The organism is Segatella oulorum F0390, from assembly GCF_000224615.1.
Taxonomy (GTDB): Bacteria; Bacteroidota; Bacteroidia; order Bacteroidales; family Bacteroidaceae; genus Prevotella; species Prevotella oulorum.
Genome location: NZ_JH114215.1, coordinates 785,173 through 798,202, shown reverse-complemented (window position 1 = coordinate 798,202; position 13,030 = coordinate 785,173). Strand labels below are relative to the sequence as shown.

At 51.4% G+C, this 13,030-nt stretch carries 7 protein-coding genes; 4 read left to right on the top strand and 3 right to left on the bottom strand.

Translation table 11 applies throughout. The features are described from left to right. The first annotated feature begins 408 nt into the window (after positions 1-408). The 3 genes from HMPREF9431_RS03390 to tsaA are packed head-to-tail and all read left to right on the top strand — an operon-like array spanning position 409 to position 3,589. Positions 409-2,232, top strand: a complete 1,824-nt coding sequence (locus HMPREF9431_RS03390) for an LTA synthase family protein (protein ID WP_004379707.1) — start codon at positions 409-411, stop codon at positions 2,230-2,232. Next, on the top strand, positions 2,229-2,906 hold the full coding sequence (locus tag HMPREF9431_RS03385) for a phosphatase PAP2 family protein (RefSeq protein WP_004379706.1): 678 nt from the start codon (positions 2,229-2,231) through the stop codon (positions 2,904-2,906). Before HMPREF9431_RS03390 ends, HMPREF9431_RS03385 begins: the two co-directional genes overlap by 4 nt. Then, on the top strand, positions 2,903-3,589 hold the full coding sequence (gene tsaA / locus HMPREF9431_RS03380) for a tRNA (N6-threonylcarbamoyladenosine(37)-N6)-methyltransferase TrmO (RefSeq protein ID WP_004379705.1): 687 nt from the start codon (positions 2,903-2,905) through the stop codon (positions 3,587-3,589). The genes HMPREF9431_RS03385 and tsaA overlap by 4 nt, the downstream gene beginning before the upstream one ends. 725 nt (positions 3,590-4,314) lie before the next feature. Here tsaA and HMPREF9431_RS03370 read toward each other — a convergent pair. The 3 genes from HMPREF9431_RS03370 to HMPREF9431_RS03360 are packed head-to-tail and all read right to left on the bottom strand — an operon-like array spanning position 4,315 to position 12,374. Beyond that, positions 4,315-7,086 (bottom strand): PD-(D/E)XK nuclease family protein, encoded by a 2,772-nt coding sequence (locus HMPREF9431_RS03370; protein WP_004379703.1) that lies wholly within the window; start codon positions 7,084-7,086, stop codon positions 4,315-4,317. Continuing rightward, a complete protein-coding gene (locus HMPREF9431_RS03365) occupies positions 7,083-10,313 on the bottom strand; it encodes a UvrD-helicase domain-containing protein (RefSeq protein ID WP_004379702.1) in 3,231 nt (1,076 codons plus the stop codon). The genes HMPREF9431_RS03370 and HMPREF9431_RS03365 overlap by 4 nt, the downstream gene beginning before the upstream one ends. Next, on the bottom strand, positions 10,314-12,374 hold the full coding sequence (locus HMPREF9431_RS03360) for a DUF5686 family protein (RefSeq protein ID WP_004379701.1): 2,061 nt from the start codon (positions 12,372-12,374) through the stop codon (positions 10,314-10,316). Positions 12,375-12,411: 37 nt separating this feature from the next. Between HMPREF9431_RS03360 and HMPREF9431_RS13160 the strand changes: the two genes are divergently transcribed. Beyond that, a complete protein-coding gene (locus tag HMPREF9431_RS13160) occupies positions 12,412-12,834 on the top strand; it encodes a hypothetical protein (RefSeq protein ID WP_004379700.1) in 423 nt (140 codons plus the stop codon). The last annotated feature ends 196 nt before the right edge of the window (positions 12,835-13,030 follow it).

Genomic DNA, 13,030 nt, shown 5'->3' with positions numbered 1-13,030 from the left:
GGAACTCCCGACAGGATCAACCGAAACGGGGAAAGGGTGTCGGGAACTCCCGACAGGGTCATCCTAAACGGGGAAGTGGTGTCGGGAACTCCCGACAGGTCCAACCGAAACGGGGAAATGGTGTCGGGAACTCCCGACAGGGTCATCCTAAACGGGGAAATGGTGTCGGGAACTCCCGACAGGGTCATCCTAAACGGGAAAAGGGTGTCGGGAACTCCCGACAGGTCATCCGAAACGGGGAAGTGGTGTCGGGAACTCCCGACAGGGCCATCCGAAACGGGAAAAGGGTGTCGGGAAGTGTTAAGTTGTTAAAAATAAGAATGACGATTTGTTTTATCCTGCGAAATCAACTACCTTTGCGGCGGCTTTGAGAAAACTATCGACAAAACGATTTATAGCAAAACGATAATGAAAAAAAGCATACTGAAATTGGTAACTTTCTATTTGGCTTGGTTGCTTCTGTTCCTTTTGCAAAAGCCATGCTTCATGGTGGTTTATCGCGACCTGTTTCGCGGCGAGCGTGTGGACATCGTGTTTCAAGTGATGCGCCACGGATTGCCTTTAGACCTTTCTGTTGCAGCCTATTTCACTGCTTTTCCGGGTTTGTTGCTCATTGCGCAACTGTGGTTCACACGCATGTCGCGTTGGCCTTGGCGCATTTATTTTGCGCTGGCAGCGAGCATCTATGCCGTCACGTTTCTGCTTAATCTCGTTTTATACCGTTACTGGGGTTTCCCTTTAGACACCACACCTTTTTATTATTTCCTCTCTTCGCCCGCCGACGCTTTGGCCAGTGTGAGTGGCTGGTTTGTGGCGTTGGGCATCGGCGCGGTGTTGGTGCTGGCGGTTCTCGTGTGGCGGTTGATGATGAGCCTTGTTGGTGGTGCGTGCCTTCCGTGGTATCCGTTGCAGCGGCGTTTGGGCTACAGCGTTGTGCTGCTGCTCTGTGTCGGTCTGCTCATTCTTCCCATGCGTGGCGGGCTCACCGTCTCGGTGATGAATACCGGCGAGGCTTATTTCAGTACCAACATGCGGCTCAATCATGCGGCCATCAATCCCGTTTTCAGTTTGTTGGAAAGCTATTCGAAGCAGGTTGATTTCGCGGCTCAATATCGGTTTATGCCCGAGAAGCAGGCGCGCAACGTTTTTCGCTCGATGGTTTGCACGCGGCGTGCGAACAGCGACACTTTGCTCTGCACGCGGCGTCCCAATATCTATATTGTGATTTTGGAGAGTTTCTCCCGCAAGGTGATGGAGACCGATGCCACGCCCCATTTAAATGCGCTGCGCAAGGAAGGGCTCTTCTTCGATAATTTCTATGCAAACAGCTTCCGCACCGATCGCGGAATCCTGTCTATTTTGAGTGGCTATCCGGCTCAGCCCACGACAAGTCTCATGCGCTATCCTGCCAAGACCGACAAGCTGTCGTCCATCGGCAAAATGTTGCAGCAGCAGGGCTACGCTTTGCATTATTATTATGGTGGCGATGCCAACTTCACCAACATGCGTTCCTATCTTACGGGCATGGGCTTCACCCACATTGTGTCCGATGGCGATTTTCCACTTTCTGCGCGGCTCAGCAAGTGGGGAGTGCCCGACCATCTGGTGTTTCAGCGTGTGCTGGATGATGCGAAGAAGGCAGCTCGGACGCAAACGTTGCCACCCCAGCTGAACGTGATTCAAACGAGCAGTTCGCACGAGCCCTTCGATGTGCCTTACCATCGTTTGCCCAACAAAATCCTCAACGCCTTTGCCTACACCGACGCGTGGGTGGGACGCTTCGTTGCCGCGCTGAAGAAGCTGCCGCAGTGGCGCAACACCTTGGTCATCATCTTGCCCGACCATTTGGGCTGCTATCCCGAGAACATCAGCAGCACCACGCCGCAACGCTATCACATTCCGATGTTGTGGCTCGGCGGAGCGGTGAAGCGGGCGCAGGTAGTGTCGCAATTTGGTTCGCAGCACGATTTGGCCGCCACGCTCTTAGGGCAATTAGGTTTGCCGCACGAACCATTTCTTTTCAGCAAAGATTTGTTCGATGCACGCGCCCCTCATTTTGCCTTCTTCACCTCGCCCGACATCTGGGGCATGGTGACAGCCGAGCAGCAAATGGTGTATGACAATGCGGCGCAGCGTGTGGTTTATCGTGCGGGGAGCGGTGCTGCACAGCCGTTTGAAACCTCTGGAAAAGCCTATTTACAAGAACTCTATAATGACATTGCGAAACGATGAATGAATGGTTTACAACGCTTTTACAAACATTACAAACTACAGACGTCAGCATTCTCTTGGCCATCAACCACGCCCACACGCCCTTTTGGGACGCGGTGATGTGGCTGGTGAGCGAGAAATGGGTGTGGCTGCCTTTTTATGTTTCCTTGCTCTTTGTGGTGTGGAAAAATTATTCGTGGAAGGCCTGCTGCGTGGTGTTTGTCTCCATCGGTCTGTTGTTGTTGCTCACCGACTTCTATACGTCCCACTTTCTGCGCCCCGAGATGGCACGCCTGCGCCCTTGCAACTTGGCCAATCCGCTGAGTGCTTCGATACATATTATCGATGGCTATCGCAGCGGCCCTTATGGCTTCCCATCTTCACATGCGGGCAACGCGTGGGCCTTGGTTTTTGTCATGGCCTATTTTCTTCGTAGTCGGCGCATCGTGGGTTTCTTGGTCTTTTGGGCCATCGCGATGTGTTATAGCCGCATGTATCTCGGTGTGCATTATTTCAGCGATTTGTTGGGCGGATTTTCTTTAGCTTTTTTAGGCGGCAGCATCATGGCTTTGGTGTTGCGCAAACACCACATCGTATGCCCAACCCATCAGCTGCAGGGGTTGAAGGTGCCTCTTTTTGTGGGTGGCGCCACCTTTCTCATTCTCTTTGTCACGGCCATCTTCTTTCGCCCATGACGCTCGAACCCATAGCCTATTTCCATTCGCCGTTTGCCACAAAGTTTGGCGTGCCCAAGCAAAGCGGCATTGTTGAAGCGTTGCGCGGAACGATTGTGTTCGTGCCCGCCTATCGCAATGCCGATGCGCTGCGTGGCATCGACGCGTTTGATTTTCTGTGGCTCATTTGGGCTTTCCATGCCAACAGGCACGCCGCTCACAGCCCCATGGTGCGCCCGCCGCGTTTGGGTGGCAATCAGCGTGTGGGCGTGTTTGCTTCGCGCAGCCCCTTCCGTCCCAATCCGTTGGGGCTGTCGTCGGTGCAGTTGGAGCGCGTGGAGTGGGAGAGTCCACAAGGACCGGTGCTACATGTACGTGGAGCCGACTTGATGGATGGCACGCCCATTCTCGACATCAAGCCCTATGTGACCTATGCCGATGCCCATCCCCAGGCACGCAGCGGCTTTGTCGACGACTATGCGTGGCAACGTCTGACGGTGGTGTTGCCCGATGTTCTGCGCAAGCAGTTGCAGACGCGTGGATTGGATGCCCAACGATTGGACGAGTTGGTGGCTGTGCTGGCCGAAGATCCCCGCCCGCCTTATCAGCACGATGCGCAAAAGGTCTATGGCATGCTGTTCTATGGTGTCGATGTTCGTTTCAGTGTCAACGAACAGGTGCTCACAGTCGTTTCTTGCTCTTGAAAATGTAAAACGCCCATTCAGAGGGTCTGTGAGGGTCGTTTTTGAAATTAGACGCCCATTCGGAGGGTCTGCGAGGGTTGTTTTCAAAATTTGGCGCCCATTCGGAGGGTCTGTGAGGGTTGTTTTCGAAATTAGATGCCCATTCGGAGGGTCTGTGAGGGTTGTTTTCAAAATTAGACGCCCATTCAGAGGGTCTGAATGGTCTTTTGCATGTTGCAACAACCCATTCGGTGGGCAGAATGGTCTTTTACATGTTGCAACAACCTATTCGGTGGGCAGAATGGTCTTTTACATGTTGCAACAACCTATTCGGTGGGCAGAATGGTCTTTTACATGTTGCAACAACCCATTCGGTGGGTAGAATGGTCTTTTACATGTTGCAACAACCCATTCGGTGGGCAGAATGGTCTTTTGCATGTTGCAACAACCCATTCGGTGGGCAGAATGGTCTTTTGCATGTTGCAACAACCTATTCGGTGGGCAGAATGGTCTTTTACATGTTGCAACAACCCATTCGGTGGGTAGAATGGTCTTTTACATGTTGCAACAACCCATTTGGAGGGTCTGAATGGGCTTTTGCATGTTGCAACAACCCATTCGGTGGGCAGAATGGTCTTTTGCATTGTTGCAACACAATTTCGTATGCGTGCAAACCTCTGTTGCATCGTTGAAACGACCCTTCCGCTGTGGCCGAACGGTTATTTCCCCAACATTCCAACCATGTGTTATAAGCAAATGGACCGGTAGGGGCACGACGCACATTGTGCTTTATCTTCGGTGGGATTGAAATCAATATCGGGGTTGAAAATCTCTTCAATCAATTCTTTCAACAAGTTTAGAAAGTCGGCTTCGTAACGCTGGATGTCGTCCACCTTTTCTTTTCCTAATAGCAGCGTGGGGTCGTAATCTTGCGCTGTGGCATGCTGAATGAACAGCAGCGCCGGACTGACGGGCAGCTGCTGGGGATTGAGCTTGGCATCGATGCGCAAATTGGCCGCGTAGAGCATCACTTGCAAATAATAGTCGGCATGTTGTTGCAGTTTGTCGGCATCAAACACCTCGTCGATGGTTTGCAGCGGCTTCTTGGTGTTGCGCCCCGTCTTGTAATCGACGACGCGCAGCAGTGATTGCCCGTTGCGCCTGATTTCGTCAATGCGGTCGATGTTGCCAAAGAGCGAGATGCTGTGGTGTCCATCGGCCGTTTCAATGTCTAACGGATGGTTGACGGTGTGCTCCAACCCCACGATTTTAAAGGGAGCGAGCTGCTTGTCGGTTTGCAAAAGACGCTTGAGATAATCGAAGATAACCTGCCGATTGATGAGTTGCAGGCCATTGTATTCTGGGGTCTTTTGTCCGGCTTTGTCGAACAGATTTTCTTGAAACGCCTGGTCTAAAATGCGGTTCAAACGGGCTTCGTCTTTCAGCAGTTGGGCGAGGTCGTCTTCCTGCACCATTCCGCCGCCATTCCAAGGTTGGTAGATGAGTTCGGCGGCGCGGTGGAAGATGTTGCCAAAGATGCGGTTGTCGATTTCATCGTCCACGGCGTCGGGCTCTTGGAGCTTGAGGACGAAACGATAATAGAACCGCAACGGGCAGCGTAGGTAGTTGCTGAGCGCTGTGGGCGAGAGGCCGCGCGCTTGCATGAGCGTTTGTATGATGAAATCGTTTTTGGGCACGGCATGGCGTTGCTGTCGCAGCGGCAACTGTTGTGCGTTGAGGTTTTTCCGCGCAATGGTGTGGGGGCTCTCCACCATGAGTTGCAGCATGAAGCGGCTCATTTCGCCCGTCGTGGTGTTGCTTGTCGCCTGGTTGTAGGTGAGCGTGATGTCGTTGGCGCGTTGCAGTAACCGGTGAAAGTAGTAGGCATAAATGGCCACCTTGTTGTCGATGGTGATGAGGTTGAAAGCCTTGCGCACGGCGTGGGGAATGAACGAGGTGTCGTTGACGCCTTTGGGCATGTTGCCTTCGTTGCACGAGAGCACTAAGAGATGGTCGAAATCGAGGTTGCGCGTCTCCAGCACACCCATGATTTGTGTGCCCACGATGGGTTCGCCGTGGAAGGGGATGCTACTGGTCGAAATAATTTGCTGAATGAGTTTGGTGTAGATGTTCATGTCGGCCTGCAAATCACCAGTCTGCATGAGGTCGTCCAACCGATTGAAAATGGTGTAGATGCGAAAGAGCGACTCTTGCATGAAAGGGTCGTGGTGGTCGTCCTTGGCATATTGCTCGGCAATGGTTTGCAGCACATTGCGTATCCAGCGGTTGGTGTTGGCGGCATCGAAAGCCTCGATTTGGAACAGCATTTCGGGCTGTGGAATGTAGCGCATGAAGTGGTGGCGTTGCAGCATGTCGACCCATTTCTTGCGAAACGTGTGGTTGGTTTTGCGGTAGCCCATGGTGCGCAGACCGATGAGCAGCTTCACAAATGCGGCCGCTGGCGCTTGTGCAAGCGGGAACCCAGTGGTGATGTTTACATTTTCCACGCTTTCCGGAATGGCGTGGATAACATCCTGGAGCAGGGTTTCGTTGGCCAAGACGATAGCCGTTTTGCGCCCATCGGCAATGCGATTGTTTTCGCTGAGCCATTGGTTGATGTATTGCGCTTGGATATTTTCTGTGGTCGCGCTGATAAATGTAATCGATTTCGGCTGTTCGAATGCGTTGTAAATGGCCTTGTTATTGCCATCGAGCGCATTGGGAAAGTATTTCAGGTATTGGCGGATGAATGTGCCTGCTTCATTTTCTAATGCCCCATGGCGGCGCATATAATAGTCGTCGTAATCCCAATAAAAAAAGGCTTTACCCTCTTTTTGCAGACGGGTGCAGAGTTGTTGCTCAACCACTTGCATCATGTTGAAACCAACGAACAGATAGGCATCATAATGAAAATCGATAGACGGATTTTCCACGACCTCACGGTAAAGTGCTCCTTCGTAGGCCAGTTGCTGTGCCGAGAGGTGCGCCCTGTAGGTGGTGTAGATGTTTTCGAGGTTGCTCCAGAGCTTCAGAAACTTCTCTTTCAGTGCTGTCTCGGATTGGTCGGAGAAATTGCTAAAGAAACGCTTGAGCATTTCCTTTTGCTCGTCGGTGAGATAGGAGATGTCGTCTAATTCGTGCACATTCGAGAGGTTGGCAAACACTTGATGGGCGTCGGCCATATTTTTGTCGATATCGTCGAAGTCGTTGAGCAGCACTTGCCCCCAGCCATAGAAATGGTCTAACGTTTCGTTCATGCCCGTGCAACGGACAAACACTTTGTGTAAATCGCAGATGAGCTTGATGGGGTCGCCTAAAATCCTCTCAGAATGGCGTGTGAAAAGTTCGCTAATCGTGATGTAAGATGGACTCCACAATGGGCGATGAGCCAACTGTGCCAATTCCTCGTTGAGAAAAAGGGCCGCGCGTTTGTTGGGAAAAACAACAGCTATTCTTGAGAGATTATAGCCATATTTGTCGAGAATATCTTGTGCTACGTAGTGTAAAAAGGTGTTCATTTGACAGGAATAATTTGATTAGAGAAAATATACCAAAGATAGCCTTCGATGGGTTGTGGATGCATCTCGGAGAGCAGTTGTATGTAGTCGCACACTTGCCGTTGGTGTTCAGCGTGTGGAGTGCCGAATTTGAAATCGACGACAACTATCTTTTGCTCGTCCATCATGACGCGGTCGGGGCGCCGTTCTTCTGTGCGCTGTGTATCGGGGTTGTAGCGCAAGATGGTGCACTCGTTCAGAATGGTCCACCGGTTTGTAAACCATGGTGCTATGCGTGGGTCGGTCAAACGTTGATGGAGCAAGGCAAGAAGTTTTTCTTTGGTAATGATATTGTCATAGAGCACGCCTGTTTCTTCAAGCGTTCTTAATGCGTTGGGGACATCTTCCTGCGTGCGAATCTTCGAAAAAATAGCATGTAGAATGCTGCCCAGTTGGATATAGCCCTTTTGTTTGTCGGTTTCTGTTTCCTGCCCCTTTTGCAGAAAGGCTTCGCTGCTGTTGCTTTGTCTGAACGAAACCTGCGCATCGTTGTGGGCAATGGTTACTGGAATATTCTCGGCTGGAGTCAAGAAGATGTTGTCCACCTTCTGTTTTACTTCTATTTTTGCTGCGGGGAGCTTATCTCCAAATTTAAAGTAGGTGGCCTCTTGAGCATCATCTTCCCCGGTGATTTGCGATGTATTCAATTCTTTTGCTACTTCTCCAAGGCAGGTCTCAATCAGTTTTGAACGGCTGTTGATTTTGTCGCCCTTTTTAGAGAAGACATACAAGCCCTGCTCTGCACGTGTAAACGCCACGTAGAGCAGATTGAGATTGTCGACGCTGTTTTGCACGTATTCTTGAATGTAATCCTTTGCATAAAATGAATGGAGCATCTTTGTCTTGTTGTAGCTGATGGGAACTACTGGCAGGTCGCTGAAAGGCGGTTGTTGAGGCGCGCACCACACGATACTATCATTCCGCTCTAAATCCCAATCGCAAAAGGGAAGCAACACATGAGCATATTCCAATCCCTTGCTCTTATGAATGGTTACGAGTTTGATCCCTTCATTGTTGCTACTTTGAATCGACACTTTGTACAGGCTATTTTCCCACAGTTGCAGGAAGTTGTGAATGTCGGCAATGTTATCTTGCGTGTATTCGTTGAGCTTGTCGTAGAAGGCGCAGATATAGGCATCTTGTCCTTTGATGGTTTGCAACTCGAAGATGCGATAGATGGTTTCAACCATTTCAGAAATGGGAAGCCCAAGGAGTTGTTCTTTTTGCGCAATGAAAGTTTTGGGAAGGAGCTTATCTAAAGTAGATTCTTGTAACATGGCGTTGAAAGTTTCGAACGTTGAGCCTTGGATGTATACCTGATAACTCTTCGATAGCGAGGCTTTTGCTAAAATATCATCGGGATTGTCGAGGACAGACAATGCCTGAATGATGATATTTACAGCTTGAGAGGCACTCAGGTGGAAGGCTTCGTTGGAAACCAAATGGATGTCGGGGCGGTGTTGCAGAAAGTAGTCGCCGATGGTTTGAATAGTATCGTTCTTGCGCACTAAGATGGCAATATCTTTTTCTTGCACCCCCATTTGCAGCAGTGCATCAACTTTGTCAACGATACTTGCTAACATCTGCGCCTCGTAGTCTTCGCTCTTGGGAAACAAGGTAACTTCCACCATGCCCAATGCTTCCTTGTGTGCAGGAAATTCCTGCACCACATCCTGATAGGCGCGTTCTACTTGCTGCGCCTGCTTCTCGTCCAACTCTTGCAGCTGAGCGTGGAGCTGCTGATTGGCTTTTTGAAAGAAGGTATTGTTGAAGGCTATGATATTGCGTTGTGAGCGGTAGTTGGTTTTGAGCGATTTCTCTGTAACCATTTTCGGATTGAACTGTGCCTCGATGTTGTTTAAGAGCCGCCAATCACCTGCACGCCATCGGTAAATGCTTTGTTTCACATCGCCTACAATCATGTTCATACCTTTTCGGCTCATGGTTTCGAGCAGCAACACTTTGAAGTTTTTCCACTGCACCGTGCTGGTGTCTTGGAATTCATCAATCATGATGTTCTCGAGTTGGGTGCCGATTTTCTCAAAGATGAAGGGCGAGTCTTGGTGGTCAATCATGGCTTGCAGCAGTGCCTGCGTGTCGCTGAGCATAAAACGGTTGACTTCGCGGTTGATGGCTTGCACCTTATTTTCTATACCTTCGAGCAACCGCAGCTGATTGAGATGCTGCAGGGTTAAGTCGGCGGTCGCATACAACAGGGCTTGCCGTTTTCGTTCGCTCTCTGTGGATTGCAACAGCGGCATGAGTTGCGTTTCCACTAAGTCATACATGGGATTTCCCGCAACGGCATTGGCTTTGGTCAGCCAGGCATCGACGCTTTCTGTAGCTTTGGCTGCCGTGGCGTTGTACACCTTTTCACTGTCAACAAAGTCGCCCTCCATGAGCTTTTTAAAATAGCCGCAAACGCCACTTTTCTTGGATTTGAAATCGTCGACGCTGACTCCGTGCGTCTCAATGATTTCGAAAAACTCCTCTCCACGCTTCTTCATCGTCTCTTCGGCTGTTTTCCTGATGGTGCGCAAGCGAGCGGTGTAGTTTTTAAAGAAGTCTTTTTCTTGGAAGACGACTGCGAGTTGTTTGCGATGGTCTTTATAATAGTCTTTGAAGATGTTCATGCCAAACTTCTTAATTTGCGCAATGACATTCCACGACTTGTCGTCGGCCATGTTGTCTTGGATATATTCTAAAATCCAATGCAAGAGGCGTGACGTCTTGTTGAGCTCTTCGATGAGCATATCGACGGCTTCTTCTTCCACCTGGTTATCGTTGAGTTCAAGGCGCAGATTGGCGGTTAAATCTAACTCCTTGGCCAAGTTGCGCAACACGGTTTGGAAGAAAGCATCGATGGTTTCAACCCTGAAATAACTGTAATTGTGGATGAGCAGGCGGAGTGCCAAAGCCGCATTCTCACGGATTTGTGCATCAGAGAGCGTAGTTTCTTCCTTTATTTTCTTCAGATAGGGTTGGCTGGAAGGCAGTTGATGGGCGATGCCATAGAGTTGGCTCAAGATGCGCATTTTCATTTCTTCGGTAGCCTTGTTGGTAAAGGTCACAGCCAAGGTCTTTCGAAACGCAAAAGGGTCGGCAACCAATAGTTTAATATATTCAACGGCGAGGGTGAATGTTTTCCCCGACCCAGCACTTGCTTTGTATACAGTTAAGTTTTCCATTTACCAATGACGAAATAATTCGAAGCCAAATTTACAACTAAAATCTTTAATTCTTCCTTTTTCACTGCCGAGAAATGCGCCCATGGAGAAAAAACGTGTGGTGAAGCCATAGCCGATTTCGAGGTGGGGACGACACAGCTTCGAGGAGAGCATGCTAAAGTAAAAGCGTTCCATTTCGACGAACTGACCGACCATCGGCAGGCGCGAGCAAAGCAGCAATGGACTTTCATAGGTGATGTTGGTGCGCACGTACCAGCGCGAGGCATTGTATTGATAGGCATCGAGCAATTCGAACGTTCCGCTCCAGTCGTCGTTCCAGCCGCCGGGGATATGGTTCTCATGGAAGTTGGCGTAGTCTAAGAAATAGGCGCTGCGGTCTTGGCGGGTATATCCTCCTGCGCCCAATCGCATTTGCAAGGATTGCAGGCTGCTGAGGTTGAGTTTCCATTGCGCATCGCTTTCCCACCGCTCGTAGCCGATGTTGCTGCGCAGGAAGTCTTTGATGGCTCGCTCATAATCGAGCGTGACGATGGGGCCTTGATAGCCCGACGGACGCCACTGCATTTCGATGAAAGGGGCGGCCGAGGTGAAATGCGCAGGCAGATGATGCTCCAGGTAGATGCGCTTTTCCATAGCCGTGCGACGGTGGAACATCATGCCCGCGCGCATGCCCCAATGCCGACTGAAATCATAATGATGCGCCACCTCGGCGTAATGGTCTTTAAACCATGTGAGCTTGGGATAGCCGGCCTTTAGCGCGGCACTCACAGGGATGGGAGCCTGCTCGATAACCTCGCCATTGGCAATTTGGTTGCCGCTGCCCGCATTGATGCTGAAATAACCGTTTCGCCGGGGCTGATAATGATAGGAAAAATGGGCGTCGACATACAACTGATGCTGATTGAAGGCATAGCCCGCGCCGAATTGTGCGTTGAACGACCGATTTTGGCTGTGTGCATAAGTCAGGTTGACATGGGCCTTATAGGTGATGCCGCGTCGATAGTCGTAGCCCATGTAAAGCGGATTGAGGATGGGGCTGATGCGCACCATTCCCTCATTGTTCTTGCCGAAATTGCCCGTCAGATGCTTCACCATGTGCCGGCCAATGAGGTTCCACCCAATTTGTTCCCACCAATTCGTGGTCTTGCGGAGCGAATCGGCAGGTTGCAGCGATGCCTGCCGGCGTTGCATGGAGTCGCGGGCATATTGTTGCTGCTCGTCATCCTGTAGCGGCGTGGGGCGCAGCTGGGCGATGGCGGCCTGCGCATCGGTGGGCAGCGCCGCAGGTTTGGCGGCATCCTTCAGGCGGGTGCTGTGGAAAGTGCCTTGCATGCTGTTGCCCATGAATTTAAAATGGCAGGCGAGGTCGACCGTTGTGGCTTGCAGACTCTCGCGCCCGGCAGCGCCCATTTGCAGGCGCAAGGTGAAGCGTATCATGTCGTATTCGCCTTGCAGCTGTGCGCTGATGAGGCGGCCCGAGTTGAAATCGGCCACGGCCTCGCCATAAACCAATTGCGTGTTGTTCACGCGCGGACGAAATTTGATGCGAGCCCGCGCGTCGTGTTGGTAGCTGATTTGGTAGCGGTAGAAACGGGCATTGGCCGGGTGGAACGGCGAGAGGATGTCGCGCCGAAAGATGGTTTCGCCATAGAGTTGCGGCGCAAGATATTTCATGGCCGCCGTCAAGCCCGTTTGCTGGCTGCGCATGGTGGAGTGGGTGAGCCATCGGCGGCTCTCGATGGACTGAGCCCCAACGAAAACGCTGTCGATGTATTCGCCTAAGAAATGGCGTTCGCGGCCGCGGGCAATGTTCCACATCGTGGGAATGGTGAGCAAAATGGCATTCCTCTTCAGGATGTGGAGCGAGAATTTGGTGTAAACGGCATGCTGCCGCGCACTGTCGGGCAGCGCGTCCATTTGTGCGGCATAGGCATAGATGCGTTGCAGCAGCGTTGCGCGGCGCGCTCCCTTCTGTGCGCCTTGCATGGCCGTCGTTGTCCATAGCGAAAGGCCGACGAGCAGCATTCTTACGATGTTTTGATGCTTAGCCAGTGTTTCCATTTGCCATTCTTAGCCTCGCAAAGTTAACAAAAAGCCCTTGTCTGCACAAATTTATTTGGGCGTGGCAGCGAAACGGCCGTCATTCCGGATTGAGGTTGCCGGCGAGGTGCTCGCCGATGGACAAACACGAGAAATGTATGCCGGCGAGGTGCTCGCCGACGGACTAAAACGGAAAAAGGTTGCCGGCGAGGTGCTCGCCGACGGACTAAAACGAGAAAAGGTTGCCGGCGAGGTGCTTGCCGACGGACTAAAACGAGAAAAGGTTGCCGGCGAGGTGCTCGCCGATGGACTAAATCGAAAAAAGGTTGCCGGCGAGGTGCTCGCCGATGGACTAAAACGAGAAAAGGTTGCCGGCGAGGTGCTCGCCGATGGACTAAAACAAGAAAAGGTCGCCGGAAGAGGCTCTGCCGACGGACTAAAACGAAAAAGGTCGCCGGAAGAGGCTCCGCCGACGGACTAAAACAAGAAAAGGTTGCCGGAAGAGGCTCCGCCGATGGACTAAAACAAGAAAAGGTCGCCGGAAGAGGCTCCGCCGATGGACTAAAACAAGAAAAGGTTGCCGGAAGAGGCTCCGCCGATGGACTAAAACAAGAAAAGGTCGCCGGAAGAGGCTCCGCCGACGGACTAAAACGAGAAATGGTTGCCGGAAGAGGCTC